Source organism: Amycolatopsis sp. NPDC003731 (assembly GCF_053586895.1).
In genome coordinates this window covers 1-24,492 of the sequence record NZ_JBSFNC010000138.1, presented here as the reverse complement: position 1 = coordinate 24,492, position 24,492 = coordinate 1, and the positions used below count along the sequence as shown (strand labels likewise).

Below are 24,492 nucleotides of genomic sequence, written 5' to 3'. Positions count from 1 at the left end.
ACAGCGCGGCCCAGGCGGCGAACGAGACGTGGCCGTGGGTGAACCGGTCCCAGTGCAGCACCGTCGTGACGCCGAGCAGGGACGCGAACAGCGCCTCCGACGTCCCGAATGAGTCATTCGCGACGTTCCGGGCCGCCGCTGCACCCGGCCGAACCCGGCAGCACGACGGCGCAAACGAGTTCGCCGGGCCCCTCGGCGAGCTCGGGCGGCAGGCGCGTCGGCACGGGCGTGGCGAGCGCGGATTCGGCGTCGAGGCGGTGGATCGCCGTCGCGTGGGCCAGCCGGCCGGTCCACGGCGATCCGGGGTTCCGCACCAGGGCTTCGCGCAGGGCGAGGCGCTGCCCGTCCCACCATCCGAGCACGTCGTCCCAGCCCGGTGGCGGCGTCGGTGGCGAAGGCCGGTCCAGCACCCGGCCGATGGCCGCGCAGTGCACGGAAGCGATGTGCGTCACCAGGTCATGGACAGTCCACTTCGGACAGGTCGGCACCGGGGCCGACGGGCCGGCCGTCAGCGCCGCCCGCTTCAGCGCGTCGGCGTGGACGTCGATCGCTTCGAGCATGGGCCGACCGTAGCCGCCTTCCGGCCTCGATGGCGAACACCAACCCCAGGCCGAGGCTGAAGGACAGCAGCAGGCCCTTGGCCGGTTCGTCGGCGAAGGCGGCGCCGCCGGCGAGGCCGATCAGCACGCTGTACACCGCCCAGATCGCCGCGCCGGCGGCGTCGAGCGGCACGAACCGGCGCAGCGGGTAGCCGAGGCTGCCGTTGGCCAGCGCGCTGGCGACCCGCCCGCCCGGCAGGTAGCGGGCCGCGATGATCAGCAGCCCGCCGTTGCGCCGCACCTGGTCGCGGGCCCATTCGTGACGACGGCGGCCGTCGGGTCCGCGCTGCAGCCGCGCGATGGCCTGTGGCCCGGCGGCGCGGCCGACGGCGTACCCGAGGCAGTCGCCCGCCCACGCGCCTCCGGCCGCCACCGCGGCGAGCAGGACGAGCGGCACGGGGTCGGGGCCGAGCAGGACGGCGACGGTGACGACCGTGGTCTCGCTGGGCATGAACGGCAGCAGCGCGTCCAATCCGGACACGGCGAAGACGAGCACCCACAGCCACGGCGAGCCGAGCGTGCCCCGCAGCAGCTCGGTGACCTGCCCCAGGAGTTCCACGGCTCAATGGTGATCACCGGAGGTCACCCCTGGGTGACGCAGCGGGGGTGGCTCGGTGAACGTTCAGGCGGGGGCGACCGCTGCCCACGGGACGGTCAGCTCGCCGAGGCGGACGCGCGACGGCGGGCCCAGCACCGGCCAGCCCCGCGCGGCCAGCAGCCGGACCGTCTCCAGCCACCGCGACCGCACGCCGAACGACTGGTGGGGAGCCGCCGTCGCCCAGCAGATGTCCAGCTCGGACAGCAGCGCGTGGACGCGCTCGCCGGGCACGTTCCGGTGGATCAGCGCCTTCGGCAGGCGCTCGGCGATCGTCGACGGGCGGTCCAGGCCCGCCAGCCGCAACGAGAGCGTCAGGGAGACCGGGCCGGAGCGGGCCACCAGGACCCACGTCGACAGCCGGCCGATCTCGTCGCAGGTGCCCTCGACCAGGAGGCCTTCGGCGGGCATCGAGTCCAGCATCAGGCCCCACGCGCCCGCGACCTCGTCCTCCGCGTACTGCCGGAGGACGTTGAACGCCCGCACGAGCACCGGCCGCGTCCCGGCCAGCTCGAACCCGCCGCGGCGGAAATCCAGCAGCGGCGGCGACGCGGCGGACTGGGCTGCCGCCACCCGCACCGGATCCAGCTCCAGGCCGAGCACCCGGACGTCCGGGCGGACCCGGCGCAGCCAGCGGGCGAGCTCGACCGTCGTCACCGGGGAAGCGCCGTAGCCGAGGTCGACGACCAGCGGATCGGCCGCCGAGCGCAGCAGGCGGGACGTCGACGGCGCGGACGCGATCCAGCGGTCGACCCGGCGCAGGCGGTTCGGGTTGGTCGTGCCGCGTGTCGGCGCGCCGACCGGGCTCAGCTTGCTTGCGCGAGCCACTTCGCGGTGAATTCGGCTTCGCGCTCCAGCAGTTTCGTGACCTGCTCGGCGATCACGCTCTCCAGCTTCCCGCCGAACAGCGGGATCCGGACCGTCACCTCGCCGCTGGTCCGGTGCACGGTCTTGCCGTCGCCGGCCAGCAGGGCCGTCCGCGCGGTGATCTCGCCCGGGACGCCGCCGACCTCGACCGAAGCGTTGCCCTGGCGGCCGGTGCCGTCGTTGCTCACGCGCCAGGTCTGCGTGCGGGTCACCAGCAGGTCGCCCTTGTGCAGTGTCCGCACCGCCTGCGGCAGCTTGTCCGCGCTGATGCCCTGCCGCAGCTGGTAGCGCAGGTCCGTGCCGGACACCTCGTACGCCAGCAGCGCCGCGCCGTGGCCGCCGATCTCCTCGAGGCGGGCCCGCAGCGCGTCCTCGCCGGCGACGGCCGCGTACGTGGACGCGACGTCGGCGGCGAACTCAGCGCGGTGCTCGATCCGGGATCCCATGGACCGAACAGTACCGTCAGGCGGGTGAACCCCCGTACTTCCGAACTCCCGAAGCTCGCCGCGTACACCACGCTGCGCCTCGGCGGCCCGGCTCGCCGCTTCGTCAGCGCCGTGACCAGCGAAGATCTCGTCGCGGCGGTCCGCGAGGCGGACGCGGCGGGCGAGCCGGTGCTGCTGCTCGGCGGCGGCTCCAACCTGGTGGTCGGCGACGCGGGGTTCGACGGCACGCTCGTCGAGGTGGCGAACACCGGCTGGCGCCGTGACGGTGCTCACGTGGAGGTCGAAGCCGGCCAGAACTGGGACGCCTTCGTCGCGGCCCTGGTCGAGGCCGGGCTGGGCGGGCTCGAATGCCTCTCCGGCATCCCCGGCAGCGTCGGGGCGACGCCGATCCAGAACGTCGGCGCGTACGGCTGCGAGGTCGCCGAGTCGATCGTCTCGGTCGAGCTGTACGACCGCGGAACGCGCGAGGTGCGCACGCTCAAGGCCGACGAGCTCGGCTTCGCCTACCGCACCAGCGTCCTCAAGGGCACGGACACCGGCGTCGTCCTGTCGGTCCGCTTCGAGGTCCGCGAAGACGGCCAGTCCGCGCCCATCCGCTACGCCGAGCTGGCGCGCACGCTCGGCGTCGGGATCGGCGCCCGCGTCCCGGCCGCCGAAGCGCGCTCCGCGGTTCTGGAGCTGCGGCGCGGCAAGGGCATGGTGCTCGACCCGGCCGACCACGACACGTGGAGCGCCGGCTCCTTCTTCACCAACCCGATCGTGCCGAGCGCCGAGGCCGAAGCGGTCCTGGAGCGGATCACGGAGGTCGCCGGCGCGGACGCGCCGCAGTACCCGGCCGACGGCGGCGTCAAGCTGTCCGCGGCCTGGCTGATCGAGCGCGCTGGGTTCGCCAAGGGGTACCCCGGACCGGGGAACCGGGTTTCGCTCTCGACGAAGCACACCCTGGCGCTGACCAACCGCGGCGACGCGACGACCGAGGACCTGCTCGCCCTGGCCAGGGAGGTCCGCGACGGCGTCCACGAGCGGTTCGGCGTCCGCCTGCACCCCGAACCGCTGCTGATCAACTGCGTGATTTGAGCCGAACCGGGCAACCCGTACGTGTGTAGGACGTCTTTGTCGACAAAGACGTCCGCCACCTGATCGGTCGGTCTTTACCTTCCGGCGGGTAACGTCGGCTGGGTCACCAGCGCTAAAGGCGTGTGCCCGCTGGTCGGCGGGGGATTCCAGGAGGTTTTTCGGTGATCGAACGGCGTACGGTCTTCAAGGCTGCTCTGGCGGCTGGGGCCGCACTGGTCGCCGCCGCGTGTTCGAGCGAGAACGGCGGCAACGCGCTGCCCACCGGCGCGGCCGGTGCCGACGGCGAGAGCGCGAAGCCCGTGGCGAAGATCACGGCCGAGCCCGCCGCCGACGCCAAGGACGTCCCGGTGCTCAAGCCCGCCGTGCTCAAGGTCGCCGACGGCAAGCTCACCGAGTGCAAGCTGACCGCCGACGGCGGCAAGGCCGTCAAGGGCGACCTCGCGCCGGACGGCCTCACCTGGACCAGCTCCGAGCCGCTCGGCTACGGCAAGACCTACACCTACGCGGCCAAGGCCACCGGCTCCGACGGCAAGCCGGTCGACTTCACCGGCAGCTTCACCACGATCGCCCCGGCCAAGCAGGTCCGCGCCACGCTGAACCCGGCCGACAACCAGACCGTCGGCGTGGCCATGCCGATCAGCGTCAAGTTCGCGTCGCCGGTCAAGGACCGCAAGGCGGTCGAGAAGGCCCTGTCCGTGAAGACGGACAAAGGGGAGGTCGAGGGCGCGTGGGGCTGGCTGTCCGACAGCCAGGTCGACTACCGGCCGAAGGAGTACTGGCCGCAGAACATCACCGTGAACGTCGAGGCGAAGCTGTACGGCGTCGAGCTGGGCGGCGGCGCGTACGGCAAGGCCGACGTCACCACGAAGTTCAAGATCGGCCGCAACCAGGTGGTCAAGGTCAACACCCCGGACCACCAGATGCGCGTCTACCGCGGCGGCTCGCAGGTCAAGAGCTACCCGTGCGCGAACGGGCTGGACGCCGAGGTCGACCGCAACACCCCGAACGGCACCTACATCATCATGAGCAAGGAGCCGTCGGCGATCTTCGACAACGCCCGCTACGGCTACACGAACGTCAACAAGAAGTGGGCCTGCCGGTTCTCCAACCACGGCGAGTTCATCCACGAGAACCAGGACAACGCGGCCAACATCGGGAAGAACAACAACTCCCACGGCTGCATCAACCTGCTCGAAGCCGACGCCAAGGACTACTTCGACTCGGCGATGATCGGCGACCCGGTCGAGATCACCGGCTCGAAGCTGTCCCCGCCGATGAACTCGGACGTCAAGGACTGGAACTTCAGCTGGTCGGCCTGGCAGGGGATGGGTGCGAAGTAACCCGTGCGCACCGAAGTCGTCGGGCACGGCGGGGTCCGGCTCGGCCTGCGGGTCGAGGGCGAGGAGAACAGCCGGCCGATCGTGTTCGTGCACGGCTGGGCGCAGTCGGCCGGGTGCTGGGCCGCGCAGCTCGCCGATCCGGCCCTGACCGAGCGGTTCCGGCTGATCGCCGTGGACCTCCGGGGCCACGGCGCCTCCGACGTCCCGGCCACCGGGTACGACGACCCGGTGGCCTGGGCGGACGACCTCGCCGCGGTGCTCGACTTCGCCGGCCCGGACGCGATCGTCGTCGCCTGGTCCTACGGCGGCCTGGTGCTGGTGGACCACATCCGGGTGCACGGCACCGCACGGCTGCGCGGGCTCGTGCTCGTCGGCGCCATCACCGAGATCGGCCGCGACCGGCCGGGCGGGCGCGTCGGGCCGTTGATGCGCGAGCACATGCGGGCGATGCTTTCCGACGATCCGGACATCGCGGTCCCCGCGCTGACCGCGTTCACCCGGGCGATGGTCACCGGGCCGGTGCCCGGCGCCCAGGCGCAGGCCCTGCTCGGCGCCTCGCTCAGCGTGCCGCCTTCGGTCCGTTCGGGGCTGTTCCGCCGGGACGTCGGCAGCGAGGACGTGCTGGCCGGCATCGACAAGCCGGCGCTGGTCGTGCACGGCACGGCCGACCGCGTGATCGAGCCCTCGGCCGCCGAACACGCCCTCGGGAAGATTCCGGGTGCCACCGGGCGTTGGTTCGTTGACGGGGGGCACGCGCCCTTCGCCGAGTCCGCGGCCGAGTTCGACGCGGTGCTCCGGCAATTCGCCGAGGAATGCTGAAGTACGCAGGAGACGTGACCAGGTGAGCAACATCCGAAGGTTCCGCGCTGTGCCGCGCCGGATCGCGGTGCTGTCCGTACACACCTCTCCCCTCGAGCAGCCCGGGACCGGGGACGCCGGGGGACTGAACGTCTACGTCAGCCAGACCGCGACCGAGATGGCCCGCCGCGGCGTCGAGGTCGAGGTGTTCACCCGCGCGACCGCGTCCGGCCAGCCGCCGGTGGCCGAGCTGGCGCCCGGCGTGACCGTGCGGCACGTGCAGGCGGGTCCGTTCGAGCCGCTGGGCCGCGACGAGCTGCCCGCCCAGCTGTGCGCGTTCACCTCCGGCGTGCTGCGGACCGAAGCCTTCCACGAGCCCGGCCACTACGACCTCATCCACTCGCACTACTGGCTCTCCGGCCAGGTCGGCTGGCTCGCCCGCGACCGGTGGTCGGTGCCGCTGGTGCACACCGCGCACACCCTGGCGAAGGTGAAGAACGCCGCGCTCGCCGAGGGCGACAAGCCCGAGCCGCGCACCCGCGTGATCGGCGAGGAGCAGGTGGTCGCCGAGGCCGACCGGCTGGTCGCCAACACCGCGGTCGAAGCGCGCCAGCTCATCGACCTCTACGACGCCGCGCCGGACGCGGTGCACGCCGTGCCGCCGGGCGTCGACCTCGAACGCTTCACGCCGGGCTCGAAGTCCGTCGCGCGCGCGGAGCTGGGGCTGGCCGAAGACGACGTCGTGCTCGCCTTCGCCGGCCGGATCCAGCCGCTCAAGGCGCCGGACGTCCTGCTGCACGCCGCGGCCGCGATGCTGCGCCGCCGTCCCGAGCTGGCTGCGCGGCTGGTCGTGCTGATCGTCGGCGGGCCGTCCGGCACCGGGCTGGAGCAGCCGCAGGCCCTGCGCGAGCTGGCCGTCGCGCTGGGCATCGAGCGGCAGGTCCGGTTCCTGCCGCCGCAGCCGGGCGAGTCGCTCGCCCGCGTCTTCCGCGCCGCCGACGTCGTCGCGGTGCCGAGCTACAACGAGTCGTTCGGCCTGGTCGCCCTCGAGGCGCAGGCCTGCGGGACGCCGGTGGTCGCCGCCGAGGTCGGCGGGCTGCCGGTGGCGGTGCCCCACGGCGTCTCCGGGCTGCTGGTGCCCGGGCACGGCGCCGACGAGTGGGCGGACGCGCTGGCCGCCGTCGCCCTGCGCCCGGACCGGCGCGCCGAACTCGGCGCCAACGCCGTCGTGCACGCCCGCCGGTTCTCCTGGCGCCGCACGACGGACGCGCTCCTGGACATCTATGCTCAGGCGACGAGCGCGTTCCGGAACGCGCTGGACCTGCGCGCGGAGGTGGCGGTGTGAGCCTGGACCAGCTGATCCAGTCTACTTTGGACTCGAACGAGCTGAAGTACGACAAACGCGGTCCCGGCAAGTACTTCGTCACGCTGCCCGGCACGAAGAAGCTGCAGACGAACGCCTGGCTCGTCGACGGCGACCACGCGTTTTCGGTGGAGGCCTTCGTCTGTCGCCGTCCGGATGAGTCCCATGAGGACGTTTACCGTTTCCTGTTGCAGCGCAACGCGAAGCTCTACGGCGTTCACTACACAGTGGACAGTCTCGGGGACATCTACCTGGTCGGCCGGTTCGGCAAGGAGACGATGTCCGCCGACGAGCTGGACAAGGTGCTCGGCCAGGTGCTGGAAGCGGCCGACGGCGACTTCAACACGCTGCTCGAGATCGGCTTCGCGACGTCGATCAAGCGCGAGTGGGACTGGCGCGTCTCCCGCGGTGAATCCCTGGCGAACCTCCAGGCGTTCAAGCACCTCGTCGCCCCCGAGCGGCCGCACGAACCGGGCTTGACCGAGTCGTGACCAGGGCCGTGCAACGGCCCTGAACCGGACATCCGTCTCTTCGCCAGCCGAAACTGGAGGGAGACGCAGGATGCGGACTCGATGGAGAGCCGGGCTCGCGGCCGTGGCCGTGGCGTTCGTGCTGGCCGGCTGCTCGGCGGCCCAGGACAAGGGGATGTCCACGGCGGACAGTGCCGGATCCGGGCCGGTCCCGGCGGCGCCGCAGCAGGGCAGCGGCAAAACCGGGGCGGAGAAGGTGACGCCGCCGCAGCCGGGTGCCACCGAACGCAAGCTTTCGCGCAGCGCCCGGCTGGAACTGACCGCCACCAAGGTGGTCGACGTCGTCGCGCAGGCCCGAGGCATCGCACTGGGGGCCGGCGGCTACACCGGGCAGGAGAGCACGGGCGAGGAGCTGGCGACGCTCAGCCTCGCGGTGCCCGCGGACAAGCTGGACGGCGTGCTCGACCAGCTCGCGCACCTGGGCAGTGCCATGGTGAAGCGGGAGCTGAACACCCAGGACGTGACCGAGCAGGTCGTCGACGTCGAAGCGCGGCTGGCGACGCAGCGGGCGTCGGTGGAGCGGATCCGCGCGTTGCTGGCGAAGGCGACTTCGGTGTCCGAGATCGCTTCGGTCGAGAGTGAGCTGACGAGCCGCGAAGCGACGCTCGAATCGCTCGAACAGCAGCGGAATTCGCTGGCCGGCAGCGTCGCGATGGCGACCGTGGCGATGACCATCCGCAACGTCGCTGCCCCGCCGCCGCCGTCGGAGGACCGCAGCGGGTTCCTTGGCGGGCTCGCCGGCGGCTGGCACGCATTCGGAGTCTTCGGCGGCGGCCTGCTGACCGTGCTGGGTGCGCTCGCGCCGTTCCTGCTCTTCATCGTGCCGCTGGGCTGGCTCGGCTGGTGGCTCTACCACCGCCGCCGGCCACCGGCCGCGGTGCCGGCCGCGGAGCCGGGCGAGGGCTGAGCGGAACAGGCGGGACGGCTCGAGGGAGGGGGAGTCGCGATCTCGAGCCGCCCCGCTGAAGTTCCCGCCGATCAGGACCCGGTGACGAGGGGGGTGCCAACGGGGCCGGCGGGCCGCGGCTCGGCAGGGGGGAGACGAGCCGCGGTCAACGCCCGAATCCGGCCGGGGAGTGCGTGGAATCCAGCCGCTCGGGACGTAGTCAACCTGTCAGATCCCGCCGGGTAATCACAAGGCTACTGGCTAGCCCGTTCGAGGGAATTTACCGATGAGCGATAACGGTCCGCAGTCCCCGGCTGGATTTTTGCGCGTTGTTGGCGGGCGGACTTGTCGAAGGGTGAGGTGTTACTCTGCGGTAACACACTCTGGGTAGGACGTGCGGTGCGGCGGAGGTCACCACTCGGCCGCGTGGTGCGTTCTGGCAGGCTGTTGCCCATGGCCGAGATTGGGACGTTGGTGCTGCTGCGGCACGGGCAGAGCACGTGGAACGCGGAAAACCTGTTCACCGGCTGGGTGGACGTACCGCTGTCGGAACAGGGCGAGGGCGAAGCCCGCCAGGGCGGTCAGTTGCTGGCCGACGCCGGGCTGCTCCCGGACGTGGTGCACACCTCGCTGCTGCGCCGCGCGATCTCCACCGCGAACATCGCGCTGGACGCCGCCGACCGGCACTGGATCCCGGTGAAGCGCGACTGGCGCCTCAACGAGCGCCACTACGGCGCGCTGCAGGGCAAGAACAAGAAGCAGACGCTCGACGAGTTCGGCGAGGAGCAGTTCATGCTCTGGCGCCGCTCGTACGACACCCCGCCGCCGCCGATCGACCCGGACGACGAGTGGAGCCAGGCGGGCGACCCCCGCTACGCGAACCTCGGCGACGCCGCGCCGCTGACCGAGTGCCTGAAGGACGTCGTCGAGCGGCTGCTGCCGTACTGGGAGTCCGAGATCGTGCCGGACCTGCGCGCGGGCAAGACCGTGCTGGTCGCCGCGCACGGCAACTCGCTGCGCGCCCTGGTCAAGCACCTCGACGGCATCTCCGACGCCGACATCGCGGGGCTGAACATCCCGACTGGCATCCCGCTGCGCTACGCCCTCACCGAGGACCTGCAGCCGGTGAAGCCGGGCGGCGAGTACCTCGACCCCGAGGCCGCCAAGGAAGCCGCCGCCGCGGTGGCGAACCAGGGTCGCTGAGCGTTCAGGCCACGGTGACCGGACGCACGCCGGTCACCTTCCAGCTCGCCCCTTCGCGGACGACGTCGAGTTCGGCCGGGAAGGGGCGGCTGGTCACCTGGCCGGTCGCGGCGGTGACCTGCAGCGTCGTGAAGAACAACACGATCGCCCGCCCGCCGGTGACGGCGACCACCCCGGCCATCGGCTCGGGACCGAGTGCCACCTTCGTGCCGCTCGCTCGGATGGCCTCGACGTAGGACGCCTTCTTCGCGCGGTAGTCGTCGAGGAAGGGCCCGGCGGCGACCGCTTCCGCCCGCGCGTAGCTGCCTTCCGGATCGGCGCTGTCGGTCGTGAACAGCGCGCCCGCCGCCACCCGGGCCCCCGCCAGCGCCGAATCGCGCAGCCCGCCCGTGCTGCCGTCGTCCGGCTGCGGCGCGGGCGACGGCTGGGCGGGGTTCACCGCGATGTCGGAGAGCCGCCAGCGCCCGCCGTCCCGGACCGCGGTGAACGCGACCGCGGCGATGCCCTTCGAGGTGCCGTTGTCCTGCTGGAGCACGGCCAGGTCCCGGATCCGGTCGCCGGTGAACTCCAGCGCCGCCGCCTGCCGCACCCGGGTGACCAGGTGCACCGGCTGCGGGCTCTTCCTGACCTGCTCGAACAACGCGGTGAGCTGGGCCTTCGCCGCCCCGGAGACGTGCTCGGCGACGGCCTGGTCGAATCCCGCCGGGTTCCCGGAGTCGTAGCTGAACACCGCTTCGGCGGCCGCCTTCACCGCGTCGAGGGCGAGGCCGGTCCGCCGGGCGTCGACCAGGGCGAGGTTGGCGCCGACCGGCACGGCCGTGCCGGTGATCGTGCACGCGGAGGTGAGCAGGACCGCCAGCGCCGGCAGCGCTCGCCTCACAGCAGTCCGGCTTCGCGGGCCCTGGCCCCGGCCTGGAACCGCGACGACGCCCCGAGGAGCTCCATCAGCTCCGCCACCCGGCGCCGGTAGGTGCGCAGGCTGATGCCGAGGGCCCGGGCCGCCGTCTCGTCCTTGCAGCCCGAGGCCAGCTGTTCCAGGATCTCCCGCGCGCCCAGCTCGGTGAAGCGCGCCTGGTAGGACTCCAGGTCCGTCGCCGCGTGCCAGGCCGCCTCGAACAGCGATTGGATGCCCTGGACCAGGTCCGGGCTGCTGATCACCGTGTAGCCGCGGACCCCGCCGACGCGGTCGCCGGCCACGATGGCGATGCGGCGGTCCAGCAGGATCGTCTCGTTGATCTCGCGTTCGGTGATCCGGATGCCGGCACCGCCCGCGGCCATCCGCCGCAGGTGCTCGGCGAGCGCCGGGTCGAACAGCACGCCCGGCTGGTACACCTTGCGGATCTTCAGCCCGCGCACCGACTGCTCTCGTTCGGGGGCCACCTTGTGCGCCACCGACCACGTGTGCAGGTCGCGGGCCGCGCAGGAAATCTCCGCCGCGAGCTCGAAGAGGTGCGCCGTCCGCTCGAACAGCTCCGCCTCGCCGCGCACCATGACGACGTCAGTCACCTTCTCCACGCGGTCCAGTGTGGCAGCAAACTGCCAAACCCGGTGGTCACGCGGGCACCGCCGGAAGGCTGGGGTCATGACCACGAACACCCTCCCCGCCGCCGCGGCGGGCACCTGGAAGCTCGGCTCCTTCGAAGTCAACCGCCTCGGGTTCGGCGCCATGCGCCTGATGTCCACCGCGGACGGCGGCATCCGGGCCCGCGAGACGTCCCTCGCCGTGCTGCGCCGGGCCGTCGAGCTCGGCGTGAACCACTTCGACACCGCCGCCTTCTACTTCGCCGGGCCGCGCTCGGCCAACGAACTGCTCAACACCGCCCTCGCGCCCTACGACGACCTCGTCATCACGACCAAGGTCGGTCCCGGCCGCGACTTCACGGGCGAGTTCCACACCGCCCGGCCGGAGCAGCTGCGCGCCCAGGTCGAGCAGAACCTGCGGGAACTCGGCCTGGACCACCTCGACGTCGTCAACTACCGGATCGGCCAGGACCTCGACCGCGGCACCGGCTCGCTCGCCGACGGCTTCGGCGCGCTCGCCGAGCTGCGCGAAGCCGGGCTGATCCGCGAACTGGGCATCTCCAACGTCGGCCCGGAGCACCTCACCGAGGCCCTCGCGATCGCGCCGGTCGTCTGCGTCCAGAACCAGTACGGCCTGACCGCCCGGCGCGAGGACGACGAGCTCGTCCGGATGTGCGCCGAGCGGGGGATCGCCTTCGTGCCGTTCTTCGCCGTCGCGAGCGGGACCGGCGAGGACGCCCGGGTCGCCGAGGTCGCCCGCCGCCACGGCGTCACCCCGGCGCAGGTGCGGCTCGCGTGGACGCTCCACCAGGGACCGAACGTCCTCGCCATCCCGGGCACCGGCGACGTCGGGCACCTCGAGCAGAACGTCGCCGCGGCGGCGCTCGAGCTGACTCCCGAAGACCTGACCACCCTCGGGTGAATTCGCCCGGAATGTCTCGCCGGGGAATCGATCGGGTGAACGCCGCCTGAAGCCCCGGCGAACATGTCCTCCGCAGGTGTCGCGGTGCTCACGACAAGGCGGACAACGCTAGGCCGGAGGGCCACTTCTCAGCTTACGATCGGCCCGTGACCACGCCTGTTTCACTCGCACTGGCCATCGGCGCACTGGTGGCCGGTGCGGTGGCCGGCTACTTCCTGGCGCGGGCGCGCACCCGCCGGGAAGAGGCCCGGCCACCGGGCCCGACCGTCGCGGAGCTCCTCGAACGGCTGGTCCGCTCGTCGAACAACGGCGTCGTCGTGCTCAACCGGTTCGGCGACATGGTCCTGCACAACCCGCGCGCCTACGAGCTGGGCCTGGTCAAGGTCAACCAGGCCGACCCGCGGGCCCGCAAGGCCGCCGAGCAGGTCGTCGAAACCGACGAACCGATGGAGATCGACCTTTCGCCGCTCGAAGCGCGCGGGCGGCAGCCGGAAGCGGTGCTCGGCCAGGTCCGGCCGCTCGGCGACGGCTTCACCGTCGTCGAGGCCGTCGACCACTCCGAGGCCATCCGGCTGGAGGCCGTGCGCCGCGACTTCGTCGCCAACGTCAGCCACGAGCTCAAGACCCCGGTGGGCGCGATCGCGCTGCTCACCGAGGCCGTCCTCGACGCCGCCGAGGACGTCGAGGAGGTCCGCCGCTTCGGCGGCAAGATCCTGCGCGAGTCCACCCGCCTCGGCCAGCTCGTCACCGAGCTGATCGCGCTGTCGCGGCTGCAGGGCGCCGAACGGCTGCCCGACCTCAACGTCGTCGAGGTCGACGCGGTCGTCCGCGAATCGCTCGGCCGCACGACGCTCTCGGCGGAGTCCGCCGACATCAGCATCACCACCGACAGCCCGAGCGGCCTGCTCATCGAGGGCGACCGCACGCTGCTGGTCACCGCCCTGTCGAACCTGCTGGAGAACGCCGTCGCGTACTCGCCGGCCGGCAGCCCGGTCTCCATCAGCAGGCGGCTGGCGGACGGGATGGTCGAGATTGCCGTCACCGACCGCGGCATCGGCATCGCCGAGGACGAGCAGCAGCGCGTCTTCGAGCGCTTCTACCGCGCCGACAAGGCCCGCTCGCGCGCCACCGGCGGCACCGGGCTCGGCCTGGCGATCGTCAAGCACGTCGCGGCCAACCACGGCGGCTCGGTCGGCCTGTGGAGCCGTCCGGGCACCGGCTCGACGTTCACCCTGCGCATCCCCGCACACGTCAGCCCCGAACCGGCCCCCGAGCCGGCCCGGGCGGCCAAGACCTCGCCGGCACCGCGGCAGGAGAAGACCCCCGAGCGCACCCCGAGGCTCGTGGTTACCGGGCAGGACAGCCCAGATCATGGAGGAAACCTGTGACCAGGGTTCTCATCGTCGAGGACGAGGAGTCGTTCGCCGACCCCCTCGCCTTCCTGCTGCGCAAGGAAGGGTTCACCGCGGCCGTCGCCGGGACGGGTCAGGCCGCGCTGGAGGAGTTCGACCGCAACGGCGCCGACATCGTGCTGCTCGACCTCATGCTGCCCGGCATGAGCGGCACCGACGTCTGCAGGCAGCTGCGCCAGCGCTCGGCCGTGCCGGTCATCATGGTGACCGCGCGCGACAGCGAGATCGACAAGGTCGTGGGCCTGGAGCTGGGCGCGGACGACTACGTGACGAAACCGTACTCGGCGCGTGAGCTGATCGCGCGGGTCCGGGCGGTGCTGCGCCGCGGCGGCGAGCCGGGCACGGACGGCGAGCTGGCCCCGCTGGTGCTCTCGGCGGGCCCGGTCCGGATGGACGTCGAGCGGCACGTGGTCACCGTGGACGGCGCCGAGGTGTCGCTGCCGCTCAAGGAGTTCGACCTGCTCGAGTACCTGCTCCGCAACGTCGGCCGGGTGCTGACCCGCGGGCAGCTGATCGACCGGGTGTGGGGCGCGGACTACGTGGGCGACACGAAGACGCTCGACGTCCACGTGAAGCGGCTGCGCTCGAAGATCGAGCCGGACCCGGGTTCGCCGCGGCACCTGGTCACCGTGCGCGGCCTGGGCTACAAGTTCGAGACGTAAGTCCTTTTTGGTGCGGTATCGCCCCGGCGGAGGCGCGCCGGGGCGAAGCCGCACCGAGTGTTTTCGGTTACATGTTCGAGACCTGCCGCTGAGGCCGGTACCCTGGACCCCCGTGCGCCTAGGGGTACTCGACGTCGGTTCCAACACCGTCCACCTGCTCGTGGTCGACGCCCACCGTGGCGCCCACCCGACGCCGATGCATTCCGAAAAGTCCGTGCTGCGGCTGGCCGAGCAGATCACCCCGGGCGGTGAGCTCTCCAAGGCCGGCGCCGACGAGCTGGTGACCGCCGTCGAATCCGCCAAGGACGCCGCCGCGCGGCTCGGCTGCGAAGAGCTGATGGCCTTCGCCACCTCCGCGGTCCGCGAAGCGAAGAACTCCGCCAAGGTGCTGGCCCGCGTGGCCGACAAAACCGGCGTCGAGCTGCAAGTCCTCTCCGGGGTCGACGAAGCCCGGCACACCTTCCTCGCCGTCCGCCGGTGGTACGGCTGGTCGGCCGGGCAGCTGCTGGTGCTCGACATCGGCGGCGGCTCCCTCGAGGTCGCGATGGGCCGCGACGAGGAACCGGTGCTGGCCGAATCGCTGCCCCTGGGCGCTGGCCGCACCACGCGCACCCGCTTCAAGCACGACCCGCCGACGCGCTCCGAGCTCGTCGCGACGTCCGCGTGGCTGGACGACCAGCTCACCGACCTCGCGCGCAAGGTCACCAAATGGGGTGAACCCGATCGGGTCGTGGCGACGTCGAAGACGTTCCGCTCGCTCGCCCGGCTGACCGGCGCCGCCCCCTCGGCGGCGGGCCCGCGCGTCCGACGTACGCTCACGGACACGGCATTGCGCCAGCTCCTCGCCTTCATCTCGCGGATGCCGTCGGCCGATCTCGCCCAGCTCGAGGGGGTCAGCTCGAGCCGGTCGCACCAGCTCGTGGCGGGTGCGCTCGTCGCGCAGGCCACGATGCGGGCGCTCGGGGTGCCGGAACTCGAGATCTGCCCGTGGGCTCTGCGAGAGGGTGTCATCCTGCGGCGGCTGGACCATTCGAACGGCGCGGATGAGACTGGAGCCGCCCTCGCCGGGCGCTTCGGCGCACAGGAGGACCGGTGAAAGCACGCGGCTGGACTTCCCGGACGGATAACGGGCACGGTGGAGAGGTGACGGACATGCAGAGGTCGGTGTACAGCGCGCGCGGCGCCGCCGGTGTGCCGTCGGGTTTCGCTCCGCGAGGTGCCGACAGTGGCAACACGGTGCGCGCAGGGGATCACCAGGTATGACGGACCAGACCGGAGGCGACCAGCCGCAGAAGACCGTGGCTGAGCTGCTCGCCCAGCACGGTGCCCAGGTCGACGGCGGACGCCGTCGCCGTCGGCGCGCCGCCGATGACGACGACGAACCCGCCACCCCGGAAGCCCCGCCCGGCGCGACCGGTTCGCACCGGCGGCCCGGCGTGAGCGACACCGGCCCGCAGGCGATCATCGACCGGGTGGCGTCCGAAGGCACGCCGGCCCCGCCCGCGCGCCCGGCCGGCCGCCGCCGCGCCGAGCCGCCGTCCCCGCCGCCGCCCGCGCCCCGGGCGGTCCCGCAGGACTCCCAGCCGCTGCCCCGGCCGGTGCCGCCGCCCCCGGCGCGGCCCGCCCCCGGCGGCGCCGAGTCCGGCCAGTACGCCCGCCCGGCCCCGCAGGAGTCCGGCCAGTTCGCCCGGCCGCCGCAGGAGTCGGGCCAGTTCGCGCGCCCGCAGGAGTCCGCGCAGCTGCCGGTGCCGCCGCGCGCCGCGCCGCGCCGCCAGCCCCCGCCGCCCCCGCAGCCGTCCCAGCAGCTGCCGGTGCCCCCGCCGCAGCCGTCCCAGCAGCTGCCCGTGCCCCCGCCGCAGCCCTCGCAGCAGCTGCCGGTCCCGCCGGCCGCCGAGGAGACCCGCGCGGCCGTCCCGCCGGTCCGGCGCCGTCCCGGCCCGCCGCAGCCGTCCCAGCAGCTGCCGACGCCGCCCCAGCCGTCGCAGCAGCTGCCGGCACCCCCGCCGCCCGGCAGTCCGCTGTCGGCCCGGCTCGACGGCCTCAACGGCACCCCGGACGCCGACATCGACCTCCCGCCGGGCCCGATGGCCAGCGGGTCGTTCGCGAACCCGCCCGCCGCACCCGGCCGCCCGCGCCGCGCCCCGGCGCGCCGCCCGGAGCCGAAGCGCGAGGACCACACCGAGCAGTTCTCGGCGGTCCCCGACGACGAGCCGCCCGCCCCGCCGGTGCCGCCGAAGGCCAAGAAGCCCGACGAGCCCGCCTCGCCCGCGGGCCTGGCGAACTGGCGCAAGCGGCGGCAGAAGGAGCAGATGGAGGACACCGAGATCGGCGTCATGCCGGCGGTGCCCTCCGACACCCCGGACGACGGCTACCCCGAGGACGACTTCGAGCCCGACGGCTTCGCCCCGGAGAGCAGCGGCTACCAGGCCGCCTACGACGCGGGCCCGCCGACCGGCGCGTACCCGCCGCCGATGCCGTTCGCGCCCGGCGACCGGGCCTCGCGGGCGCCGATCCCGGACGACCTGGCGCCGTACGAGCGCGAGTTCGCCGACGACTACCCGGCGGACGGCCCGGACTTCGAGCAGGACGACTACGGCTACGAGCAGGGCGAAGGCTACGAAGACGACGAGTACGACGACGCGCCCGAGCCGGCCGCGGAGCCGGAACCGGCGGCGTCGCCCGGCAAGCAGTGGCTGGCCCTGGCCGGCCAGCTGGCGATGGGTGTCGTCGGCGGCGCCGCCGTCTGGCTCGGCTTCAACTGGCTGTGGGTGAACATCCCGGCCGCCGCGCTGATCGCCGCCCTGCTGGTGGTCGTCGCGCTGGTCTGGATCGTGCGGAAGATCCGCCGCGCCGAGGACCTGCAGACGACGGTGCTCGCGGTGCTGGTCGGCCTGGTGGTGACGGTCTCACCGGCGGCGTTGCTGCTCGTCGGGCGCTGACACCGGCGCGGTGATCCGCGTCGCGTTGGCGGCCCGGCGGCGCCGCGCACCGTCGGTGACGAGGCAGGATGGCGCCCGTGACAGACGAGCAGCCGGTCCCCGTCGGACTCAGCACGGCGTCGGTGTGGCCCCTCAAGGCGGGGACGGCGTTCGAGCTGGCCGCCGAGCTCGGCTACGACGGCGTCGAGGTGATGGTCTGGGCCGACCCGGTCAGCCAGGACGTCACCGCGCTGCGGCGCCTGTCGCGGCGCACCGGCGTGCCCGTGCTGTCCGTGCACTCGCCGTCGCTGCTGATCACCCAGCGGATCTGGTCGCCCGATCCGGTGGTGCGGCTGCGGATGTCGGTCGACGCCGCCCTGGAGCTCGGCGCGCGCACGGTGGTGGTGCACCCGCCGTTCCGGTGGCAGCGCCGGTACGGCGACGGGTTCGGTGATCTGGTCGCCGAACTGGAGGAGTCGAGCGGCGTCGAAATCGCCGTGGAAAACATGTTCAAGGTCCGGCCGCCCGGTGGTTCGAAGAATTCGCGCGTGTCCGCGTTCCGGCCGTCGATCGATCCGACGGACGTCGGGTTCCGGCACTACACGCTCGACCTGTCCCACACAGCGGCAGCCGAGATGGACGCGCTGGCGCTCGCGCAGCGGATGGGTGACGGCCTCTCACACGTCCATCTGGCGGACGGCACCGGCGTCCCGAAGGACGAACACCTGGTACCCGGCCGCGGCGGCCAGCCCTGCGCCGAACTGCTCGAGAAGCTGGTCAGCAACGGTTTCGGCGGCCAGATCGTGCTGGAGATCAACACCCGGCACGCCGTCACCGCGGCGGAGCGGGTCCGCGATCTGGCGGAGGCGTTGTTGTTCGCGCGGTTCCACCTCGGCCAATAAGTGCGTCGCGCCTATCTACTCCCCAGTGCATTTCCGCCGGTTGTACCCGTAAAGTTCGGACCGTGAACCCGTCGCACTCGTTGCTCGTCACCTACCCCGATTCCCGAAATGGCGCGGACCGTTCGTGAGCGGAATGGACGGCACCGCCGTGTCCTTCGACACGGCGAGTGCGGCGCGGTCGCTGGGGGACGGCACCTTCACCGCGGTGCTGCGTGCGGAATGGGCCATCGGCTCGCACCCGCACGGGGGTTTCCTGCTCGCCCTGCTGGCCCGGGCGGCGATCGCCGCCCTGCACGAGCGCGGTGAGCCGCACGCGGAGCCGCTGGTCGTCAGTGCGGAGTTCCTGCACGCGCCCGCGCTCGGCCCGGTGCTGCTGCGCACGGACGTCCGCAAGGTCGGCCGCCGCGCGACGGTGGTCGAGGTCCGCCTGGAGCAGCGCGGCCGCAGCTGCGTCGAGGCGAGGGTGACGACGGGCCGCCTGCCGATGCGCCGCCCGGAGTGGACCGACGTCCCGTCGATGCCGGCCGAGCCCCCGCCGGGCGCGCTGGCGATGGCGGAGAGCACGGAGGGGCCGTTCAACCTGGCCAAGGGGTGCGAAGTCCGCCTCGACCCGGCGACGGCGGGCTACCTGACGGGCCGCACGGGCGAGCCACCCCGGATGCGGCTGTGGGTCCGCCCCCGGCACAGCCTGGTGGACCCGTATTTTTCGCTGCTGGCGTCGGACGTGAACCCGCCGGTGGTGATGAACCTGGGCCGCATCGGCTGGGCCCCGACGGTCCAGCTGACGGCGCTGCTGAGGACGCGCCCGGCGCCGGGCTGGCTGCGAGTGGTGGTGGAGTCGAGGTCGGTCCACGAGTCGTGGTTCGACTCCGACGCCACGGTGGTCGACGCCCAGGGCCGGCTCGTGTGCCAGGCGCGCCAGCTCGGGCTGGCGCCGGCTCCTGGGGGGTGAGCGCGGGTTCGGGCGGCGAGTCCGGAGGTCGCGAATGACTCATTCGGGACGTCGGAGGTCTCCAATGGGTCATTGGCGACCGGCACACCTCGCTCCGGCACCCGGGCGGTGTGGCGCGGGCTCGTCGCCAGCGCGGCTTTGATGGCTGTGCGCTCGTCGGTGACCCCGCGACGGTCGGGCTTGCCAGGGGCACTCCGGCAACGGTTGGCGTGACCGCGGGCCCGTCGGCCCGGCGCCCGGCTTGCCCGGAGGCTCGGCAACTGGTGGCGTGACCGCGGGCCCGCCACCGGGCAGCGGCGGCGACGCAGCCTTGCCGCCGCGGCCCGGCTTGCCCGGAGGCTCGGCAATCGGTGGCGTGACCGCGGGCCCCACCGGACAGCGGCGGCGACGCAGCCTTGCCGCCGCGGCCCCAGCGCGCGGCAGTCTCACCATGGGCATCCTGCGAGCGCACTCCCGGCATCCGGTGGCCCCGGTGCGACCCGGCGCCGGGCTGGCGCGCGGCAGTCTCACCGTGGGCATCCTGCGAGCGCACTCCCGGCATCCGGTGGCCCCGGCGCCGGGGCGCGCGCGGCAGCGTCACCGCCGGCACCCTCCGAGCGCACCCCCGGCGACCGGCGGCCCCAGCGCGCCCCGGCACCGGGGCGTCCGGCTTCGTTTGGCACCCTTGCCACCATGACGGTCATCGCGGTGCTGGGTGCGGGCAAGATCGGTGAGGCGTTGCTCTCGGGGCTGCTGCACGGCGGCCACGACGCCGGCGACCTCCTCTTCACCGAGCGGTACCCGGCGCGCGTCGATGAGCTGACCAGCCGGTACGGCATCCGGGGCGTCGAGGTCGAGGAAGCCGCCAAGCGGGCCGACATCCTGGTTGTCGCCGTGAAGCCGCAGGACATCGAGCCCGTTCTCGACGAGCTCGCTCCGCTGCTCGGGCCGTCCTCGCTCGTCGTCTCGCTCTGTGCCGGGCTGCCCACCTCGCTCTACGAACGGCGGCTCGCCGAGGGCGTTCCCGTCGTGCGGGTCATGCCGAACACGCCGATGCTGGTCAACGAGGCCATGAGCGCCATCTCCGCCGGCCGGTACGCGACCGGTGAGCACCTCGCCGTCGTGCGGGACCTGCTTTCGCACGTCGGCCGAGTCGTCGAGGTGCCCGAGGCGCAGCAGGACGCCGTCACCGCTCTGTCCGGGTCCGGGCCCGCCTACTTCTTCTACCTGGTCGAGGCCATGATCGACGCCGGGATCCTGCTCGGCCTGCCGCGCGCGCTCGCCGGGCAGCTGATCATCCAGTCGGCCGTCGGCGCGGCGAAGATGCTCGCCGAATCCGATGAGCACCCCGTGCTGCTGCGCGAGGCCGTGACCTCCCCGGCCGGGACGACCATCAACGCCATCCGCGAACTCGAGAAGCACGGCGTCCGCGCCGCGCTGCTGGCCGCCATCGAGGCCGCGAAGGACCGGTCGGTGGAGCTGGGCAAGGCTCACGAGAGCTGACTCCCGGGCGCCCGATTTCCCCGGAAAGGGCGATCGCCCGGGTCTTGCACGCGCCGGTGCTTGTGCGTTAGCGCTGGTAGGGGCCCATCTCGGTGACAGGCGTCGCATTAGTCCCACCAGTCCCGCTACTCTCGATAGAGCACGTGCGTGTCGATACCACAGGTGGGGAAGCCTCGTGGCGCGACACGTGTCGAAGGACGCGGTAAACATGTCGCCGAACAAGAAGGAGGATTTGCCCGCCGTCGGGCAGGTCCAGTTCCTGACGGTCGCCGAAGTGGCCACGCTGATGCGGGTCTCCAAGATGACCGTCTACCGTCTCGTGCACTCGGGTGAGCTGCCCGCCGTCAGGGTCGGCAAGTCCTTCCGGGTGCCGGAAAAAGCAGTGCACGAATACCTCCAGGGTGCCTACTACGACGTGGGTTGATCCACGGCCCGGCCGGCGGCACGCCGTGTTACGACGTGCCCGCTGACCGGCCCGCCCGGGGAGACGGGTAACCTGGAAAACCGCTCGTGCCTGTGCGCTCCACCCGTTGGACGCTGCGCCGGGCAGCGTGACCGACGTCGACCTAAGGAGCGCCCATGGGCTCTGTGATCAAGAAGCGCCGCAAGCGCATGTCGAAGAAGAAGCACCGCAAGCTGCTTCGCCGTACGCGCGTCCAGCGTCGTAAGGCCGGCAAGTAAGCCTGCCGAGTGTGACCGTGGCCCGTCCAGTCTCTGGACGGGCCACGTCCATGTGGTGGGCACGGTCCGCCCGTTCGAGTGAGGCGTTCGTCGCTTTCCGGGGAAACCGGTGTTAATAGCACGTGAGACAGCCCGGAGCTACCACTGAAGAGCGGTAACATCTCAAGGGCGTCCGCGCGATGCTTCCAGTGAGTGCAGGTTCGCGCGCCTCGGGTGACTGTCCACCCCCCACTTGCCCTACGCCGCAGGGAGTCGCATGCCGTCGAACATCGTGCTCGTCACCGGGGTCGCCGGGGAACTGGGCGGGAAACTGCTCGCCCGGCTGGGCAACAACCCCGACTTCGAACGGGTCATCGGTGTCGACACGGTCCCGCCCGACAAGACGGTCCTGCAGCGCATGGGGCACGCGGAGTTCGTCCGCGCGGACATCAGGAACCCGTTGATCGCCAAGGTGATCAGCACGGCCAAGGTGGACACGGTCGTGCACGCGTCCTGCACCGCGCACCCGGCCGGGCCGGGGCGCCGCACGGCGATCAAGGAAGTCAACGTCATCGGCACCATGCGGCTGCTCGCCGCCTGCCAGCGCTCGCCGCTGGTCCGGAAACTGGTGGTCAAGTCGACGGCGGCGGTCTACGGCGCCGGCGCCCGCTCGCAGGCGGTGTTCACCGAGGACTCCGAGCTCATCCCGACGTCGACCAGCGGATATGCGAAGGACGCCGTCGAGATGGAGGGATACGTGCGGGGCCTGGTGCGCCGCCGCCCGGACATCACGACCACGCTGTTCCGCTTCGCCAACATCATCGGTCCCGAGACCGACACCGTCCTCGCGCGCTACTTCGCGCTGCCGGTGGTGCCGACGGTCTTCGGCTACGACGCGCGGATCCAGCTGCTGCACTCTTCGGACGCGCTGTCCGTCCTGGAACGGGCGACCCTGACCGACCGGCCCGGCGTGTTCAACGTCGGCGCGGAGGGGGTACTCACCCTTTCGCAGGCGATCCGGCGGGCCGGCCGGGTCGAGCTGCCGATGCCGCGGAGCGTGGTGCCGTCGGTCGGCAAGGTCCTGCGCGGCGCGCGCGTCGTGGACTTCTCCGCCGACCAGGTCCGGCTGCTGAACTTCGGCCGGGTCGTCGACATCGCCAAGCTGAAGCAGGAGTTCGGCTACACCCCGCGCTGGACCACGCGGGAGGCGTTCGACGACTACATCGTCGGACGCGGGCTCCGCCCGGTGCTCGACGGCGGCAAGCTGGCCGGGCTGGCCGGCAAGGTGCTCGTCGCGGCGGCGACGGGGCAGAGCCGATGACCAGGCCACACGACTACTTCGGAAGCGAGGCGGGAACGGTGGGCGGTGCCGAAGCGCAGGTCATCCCCCTGCACGGACCGGGCCGGGAGAAGCCGGAAGCCGTGGAAGCCGAGCGGGACCTCCGCGAGCAGGCGGAGGCGCCGGTCGTCGCCTTCCCCGGCGGCGTCGACCGGCCGGCGCCGGACGAGCCCCTTTCGGACGCGGCGCGCTCGGCGCTCGGCTTCATCCGCGACCGGCTGACCGGCGACTACACGGTCGACGAGTTCGGCTTCGACGCCGAGCTGACCGAGGCGGTGTTCCTCCCGCCGCTGCGCGCGCTGTACAAGAAGTGGTTCCGCGTCGACACGTACGGCGTCGAAAACCTCCCCGCGGCCGGTGGCGCGCTGCTGGTGTCCAACCACTCGGGCACGATCCCGCTCGACTCGCTGATGACGGCGGTGGCGGTCCACGACGAGACGGGTGGCCGTCACCTGCGCGGACTGGGCGCGGACCTGGTGTTCCAGGTGCCGCTGGTGGGGTCGTTCGCCCGCAAGTCCGGCCAGACGCTGGCCTGCCACGCCGACGCCGAGCGCCTGCTGCGCAAGGGCGAGCTGGTCGGGGTGTGGCCGGAGGGCTTCAAGGGCGTCGGGAAGCCGTTCGCCTCGCGCTACAAGCTGCAGCGCTTCGGCCGCGGCGGCTTCGTGTCGGCGGCGCTGCGGGCGGGTGTGCCGATCATCCCGGTGTCGGTGATCGGCGCCGAGGAGATCTACCCGAAGCTGGGTGACATCAAGGTCCTGGCGCGGATGCTCGGGCTGCCGTACTTCCCGGTGACGCCGTTCTTCCCGATGCTGGGCCTGCTGGGCGCGGTCCCGCTCCCGACGAAGTGGAGCATCGAGTTCGGTGCCCCGATCGCGACGGATTCCTACGGCCCGGACGCCGTCGACGACCCGATGCTGGTGTTCCAGCTGACCGACCAGGTGCGGGAGTCGATCCAGCAGACGCTGTACCAGCGGCTTTCGCAGCGGAAGTCGGTCTTCCGCGGCTGAGTCAGTCGCTGACGTGGGCGGTGTGGTCGAGCCAGTGCCGAGCGAGCTCGGCGTCGCCCTCGACCGTGGTTTCGGTCAGCGGCATCCGCCGGGTCAACGTCAGCAGCAGTGACGCGGCCGGGCCGCTGATCGTCACGTCGGCCGGTCCGGTCTTGTGCTGCCAGGTCGCGCCCTCGGGGCGCCGCTCGATGAACCACGCGCCGTCGGCGATGTCGGTGGCCCGCCACTGCAGGGTCTGCCCGGAGCCGCGGATGGCCTGCGCGGACGCGGGCCGCTGCAGCTCCCAGGTCGGCGAGGTGAGCATCGTCAGGTGGTTGGTGACGAGCGCGGCCGCGACGTCGGCTTCGACGTCGGCCGGCCGGCCCGCCGCGGCGGCCCCGTCGAAGCCGTGGACGACCGCCTCGTTGAGCATGGCGGACAGCCAGAACCGCGTCCCGGACCGCTCGTCCCCGGAGGCGTTGAACACCGGCGCGTCGAGCGCGTCATCGGAACACGCGGCCGCGACGCGGTCCGCCGCCTCCGCCAGCCAGGCCGGCCACGCGCCCGGGTCGGCGGGCAGTTCCGGCAGCTCGGTGGGCAGCCGGGTGGGGTCGGTGATGCGGCGCTCGACGATCTCCGCGACCCAGTGCTGGGTCTGCCCCAGGTGCCGCACCAGATCGGTGACGGTCCACTCCGGAGCCGTCGGAACGGCAGCGTCGGGGCCGGCCGCCGCCGCGGCTTCCGCCAGGCGCCGGGTGTGGTCGACGATCGCTCGCCGGGTGCGGTCCGTGGTCAGCTCGGTCATCGGGTGTCCTCGGTGTTCGGGGCGCCCCCTGTGGGTGCCTTCACTGAAGCGTCGAACGACGGTGGTGCGGATCGACACGTCCCCGGCGGAAATCTTCCGTGCCCTCGCACGGCCGTGGCTTCCGAGGGTGACGCTCCCCGAAGGTCGCGAATGACTCATTCGGGACCTCTCGTGACGCGTGGCCTCGCTTATCTTTTCCCACGAGCACGCGGCGGAGCTCCCGTCAG

At 72.4% G+C, this 24,492-nt stretch carries 26 protein-coding genes; 19 read left to right on the top strand and 7 right to left on the bottom strand.

The genetic code is table 11. The annotated features are described in order from the left end of the window. Positions 1–113: 113 nt before the first annotated feature. From ACWDN5_RS37535 to ACWDN5_RS37520, 4 genes are all read right to left on the bottom strand, one after another. Positions 114–452 (bottom strand): hypothetical protein, encoded by a 339-nt coding sequence (locus tag ACWDN5_RS37535; protein ID WP_310967944.1) that lies wholly within the window; start codon positions 450–452, stop codon positions 114–116. Positions 453–456: 4 nt separating this feature from the next. Next, positions 457–1,158 carry a DedA family protein gene (locus ACWDN5_RS37530; protein ID WP_449679616.1) on the bottom strand — a complete coding sequence of 234 codons (702 nt, stop codon included), beginning with the start codon at positions 1,156–1,158 and terminating at the stop codon, positions 457–459. Positions 1,159–1,221: 63 nt separating this feature from the next. Further along, positions 1,222–2,022: a class I SAM-dependent methyltransferase gene (locus ACWDN5_RS37525; protein WP_449679615.1), complete on the bottom strand. Its 801-nt coding sequence runs from the start codon at positions 2,020–2,022 to the stop codon at positions 1,222–1,224. Next, complete coding sequence (locus ACWDN5_RS37520) at positions 2,001–2,507, bottom strand: DUF2505 domain-containing protein (protein ID WP_449679614.1); 507 nt, start codon at positions 2,505–2,507, stop codon at positions 2,001–2,003. The genes ACWDN5_RS37525 and ACWDN5_RS37520 overlap by 22 nt, the downstream gene beginning before the upstream one ends. Before the next feature lie 24 nt (positions 2,508–2,531). On the opposite strand from ACWDN5_RS37520, the gene ACWDN5_RS37515 reads away from it, so the two are divergent. The 7 genes from ACWDN5_RS37515 to ACWDN5_RS37485 all read left to right on the top strand — a co-directional run bounded on the left by ACWDN5_RS37515 (position 2,532) and on the right by ACWDN5_RS37485 (position 9,704). Then, on the top strand, positions 2,532–3,584 hold the full coding sequence (locus ACWDN5_RS37515) for a UDP-N-acetylmuramate dehydrogenase (protein ID WP_449679613.1): 1,053 nt from the start codon (positions 2,532–2,534) through the stop codon (positions 3,582–3,584). A 161-nt stretch (positions 3,585–3,745) separates the two neighbouring features. Beyond that, on the top strand, positions 3,746–4,924 hold the full coding sequence (locus tag ACWDN5_RS37510) for a L,D-transpeptidase (RefSeq protein ID WP_310967939.1): 1,179 nt from the start codon (positions 3,746–3,748) through the stop codon (positions 4,922–4,924). A 3-nt stretch (positions 4,925–4,927) separates the two neighbouring features. Continuing rightward, positions 4,928–5,743, top strand: coding sequence for an alpha/beta fold hydrolase (locus ACWDN5_RS37505; protein ID WP_310967938.1), 816 nt, complete (start codon positions 4,928–4,930; stop codon positions 5,741–5,743). Positions 5,744–5,792: 49 nt separating this feature from the next. Then, positions 5,793–7,067: a D-inositol-3-phosphate glycosyltransferase gene (gene mshA / locus ACWDN5_RS37500; RefSeq protein ID WP_310967937.1), complete on the top strand. Its 1,275-nt coding sequence runs from the start codon at positions 5,793–5,795 to the stop codon at positions 7,065–7,067. Further along, positions 7,064–7,576: a type III secretion system chaperone family protein gene (locus ACWDN5_RS37495; RefSeq protein ID WP_310967936.1), complete on the top strand. Its 513-nt coding sequence runs from the start codon at positions 7,064–7,066 to the stop codon at positions 7,574–7,576. The genes mshA and ACWDN5_RS37495 overlap by 4 nt, the downstream gene beginning before the upstream one ends. 70 nt (positions 7,577–7,646) lie before the next feature. Next, positions 7,647–8,522, top strand: a complete 876-nt coding sequence (locus tag ACWDN5_RS37490; protein WP_449679612.1) for a DUF4349 domain-containing protein — start codon at positions 7,647–7,649, stop codon at positions 8,520–8,522. Between the two features lie 432 nt (positions 8,523–8,954). Continuing rightward, on the top strand, positions 8,955–9,704 hold the full coding sequence (locus tag ACWDN5_RS37485; RefSeq protein WP_449679611.1) for a phosphoglyceromutase: 750 nt from the start codon (positions 8,955–8,957) through the stop codon (positions 9,702–9,704). Positions 9,705–9,708: 4 nt separating this feature from the next. Here the strand turns inward: ACWDN5_RS37485 and ACWDN5_RS37480 are convergent, their stop codons facing one another. Both ACWDN5_RS37480 and ACWDN5_RS37475 read right to left on the bottom strand, forming a co-directional pair. After that, positions 9,709–10,584, bottom strand: a complete 876-nt coding sequence (locus ACWDN5_RS37480; RefSeq protein ID WP_449679610.1) for a hypothetical protein — start codon at positions 10,582–10,584, stop codon at positions 9,709–9,711. Then, a complete protein-coding gene (locus ACWDN5_RS37475) occupies positions 10,581–11,219 on the bottom strand; it encodes a DNA-binding response regulator (RefSeq protein ID WP_449679609.1) in 639 nt (212 codons plus the stop codon). The genes ACWDN5_RS37480 and ACWDN5_RS37475 overlap by 4 nt, the downstream gene beginning before the upstream one ends. Before the next feature lie 67 nt (positions 11,220–11,286). Here ACWDN5_RS37475 and ACWDN5_RS37470 point away from each other — a divergent pair, with 67 nt between their 5' ends. From ACWDN5_RS37470 to ACWDN5_RS37415, 12 genes are all read left to right on the top strand, one after another. Next, a complete protein-coding gene (locus ACWDN5_RS37470) occupies positions 11,287–12,147 on the top strand; it encodes an aldo/keto reductase (RefSeq protein WP_310967931.1) in 861 nt (286 codons plus the stop codon). 146 nt (positions 12,148–12,293) lie between these two features. Continuing rightward, a complete protein-coding gene (locus ACWDN5_RS37465; protein ID WP_310967930.1) occupies positions 12,294–13,535 on the top strand; it encodes a sensor histidine kinase in 1,242 nt (413 codons plus the stop codon). Beyond that, entirely contained in the window at positions 13,532–14,221 is a 690-nt protein-coding gene (locus ACWDN5_RS37460; RefSeq protein WP_449679608.1) for a response regulator, read from the top strand. The genes ACWDN5_RS37465 and ACWDN5_RS37460 overlap by 4 nt, the downstream gene beginning before the upstream one ends. A gap of 112 nt (positions 14,222–14,333) precedes the next feature. Beyond that, complete coding sequence (locus ACWDN5_RS37455) at positions 14,334–15,317, top strand: Ppx/GppA phosphatase family protein (RefSeq protein WP_310967929.1); 984 nt, start codon at positions 14,334–14,336, stop codon at positions 15,315–15,317. A gap of 163 nt (positions 15,318–15,480) precedes the next feature. Continuing rightward, on the top strand, positions 15,481–17,160 hold the full coding sequence (locus ACWDN5_RS37450; RefSeq protein WP_449679607.1) for a hypothetical protein: 1,680 nt from the start codon (positions 15,481–15,483) through the stop codon (positions 17,158–17,160). 68 nt (positions 17,161–17,228) lie between these two features. Then, the gene (locus tag ACWDN5_RS37445) at positions 17,229–18,041 is read left to right on the top strand and encodes a sugar phosphate isomerase/epimerase family protein (RefSeq protein WP_310967927.1); all 813 of its coding nucleotides are present in this window, start codon (positions 17,229–17,231) and stop codon (positions 18,039–18,041) included. A gap of 133 nt (positions 18,042–18,174) precedes the next feature. After that, entirely contained in the window at positions 18,175–18,993 is an 819-nt protein-coding gene (locus ACWDN5_RS37440) for a thioesterase family protein (protein ID WP_285994060.1), read from the top strand. Positions 18,994–19,665: 672 nt separating this feature from the next. Further along, the gene (gene proC / locus ACWDN5_RS37435; protein WP_449679606.1) at positions 19,666–20,475 is read left to right on the top strand and encodes a pyrroline-5-carboxylate reductase; all 810 of its coding nucleotides are present in this window, start codon (positions 19,666–19,668) and stop codon (positions 20,473–20,475) included. A gap of 208 nt (positions 20,476–20,683) precedes the next feature. Further along, positions 20,684–20,899 (top strand): helix-turn-helix domain-containing protein, encoded by a 216-nt coding sequence (locus tag ACWDN5_RS37430; RefSeq protein ID WP_013222402.1) that lies wholly within the window; start codon positions 20,684–20,686, stop codon positions 20,897–20,899. 155 nt (positions 20,900–21,054) lie between these two features. Further along, positions 21,055–21,156 (top strand): 30S ribosomal protein bS22, encoded by a 102-nt coding sequence (locus ACWDN5_RS37425; protein WP_007030867.1) that lies wholly within the window; start codon positions 21,055–21,057, stop codon positions 21,154–21,156. 256 nt (positions 21,157–21,412) lie between these two features. Next, entirely contained in the window at positions 21,413–22,456 is a 1,044-nt protein-coding gene (locus tag ACWDN5_RS37420) for an NAD-dependent epimerase/dehydratase family protein (RefSeq protein WP_310967925.1), read from the top strand. After that, positions 22,453–23,481, top strand: coding sequence for a lysophospholipid acyltransferase family protein (locus ACWDN5_RS37415; RefSeq protein ID WP_449679605.1), 1,029 nt, complete (start codon positions 22,453–22,455; stop codon positions 23,479–23,481). The genes ACWDN5_RS37420 and ACWDN5_RS37415 overlap by 4 nt, the downstream gene beginning before the upstream one ends. A 1-nt stretch (position 23,482) precedes the next feature. Here ACWDN5_RS37415 and ACWDN5_RS37410 read toward each other — a convergent pair whose 3' ends face one another. Beyond that, complete coding sequence (locus ACWDN5_RS37410) at positions 23,483–24,265, bottom strand: maleylpyruvate isomerase family mycothiol-dependent enzyme (protein WP_310967923.1); 783 nt, start codon at positions 24,263–24,265, stop codon at positions 23,483–23,485. Positions 24,266–24,492: the final 227 nt, after the last annotated feature.

Bases quoted from the DNA above. Each gene is read 5' to 3' on its own strand.
- ACWDN5_RS37415 (WP_449679605.1), top strand. From the start codon at position 22,453: ATGACCAGGCCACACGACTACTTCGGAAGCGAGGCGGGAACGGTGGGC.
- ACWDN5_RS37450 (WP_449679607.1), top strand. From the start codon at position 15,481: ATGACGGACCAGACCGGAGGCGACCAGCCGCAGAAGACCGTGGCTGAG.
- ACWDN5_RS37410 (WP_310967923.1), bottom strand. From the start codon at position 24,265: ATGACCGAGCTGACCACGGACCGCACCCGGCGAGCGATCGTCGACCAC.
- ACWDN5_RS37425 (WP_007030867.1), top strand. From the start codon at position 21,055: ATGGGCTCTGTGATCAAGAAGCGCCGCAAGCGCATGTCGAAGAAGAAG.
- ACWDN5_RS37520 (WP_449679614.1), bottom strand. From the start codon at position 2,507: ATGGGATCCCGGATCGAGCACCGCGCTGAGTTCGCCGCCGACGTCGCG.
- ACWDN5_RS37430 (WP_013222402.1), top strand. From the start codon at position 20,684: ATGTCGCCGAACAAGAAGGAGGATTTGCCCGCCGTCGGGCAGGTCCAG.
- ACWDN5_RS37440 (WP_285994060.1), top strand. From the start codon at position 18,175: ATGGACGGCACCGCCGTGTCCTTCGACACGGCGAGTGCGGCGCGGTCG.
- ACWDN5_RS37470 (WP_310967931.1), top strand. From the start codon at position 11,287: ATGACCACGAACACCCTCCCCGCCGCCGCGGCGGGCACCTGGAAGCTC.
- ACWDN5_RS37420 (WP_310967925.1), top strand. From the start codon at position 21,413: ATGCCGTCGAACATCGTGCTCGTCACCGGGGTCGCCGGGGAACTGGGC.
- ACWDN5_RS37485 (WP_449679611.1), top strand. From the start codon at position 8,955: ATGGCCGAGATTGGGACGTTGGTGCTGCTGCGGCACGGGCAGAGCACG.
- ACWDN5_RS37490 (WP_449679612.1), top strand. From the start codon at position 7,647: ATGCGGACTCGATGGAGAGCCGGGCTCGCGGCCGTGGCCGTGGCGTTC.
- proC (WP_449679606.1), top strand. From the start codon at position 19,666: ATGACGGTCATCGCGGTGCTGGGTGCGGGCAAGATCGGTGAGGCGTTG.
- ACWDN5_RS37445 (WP_310967927.1), top strand. From the start codon at position 17,229: ATGGCGCCCGTGACAGACGAGCAGCCGGTCCCCGTCGGACTCAGCACG.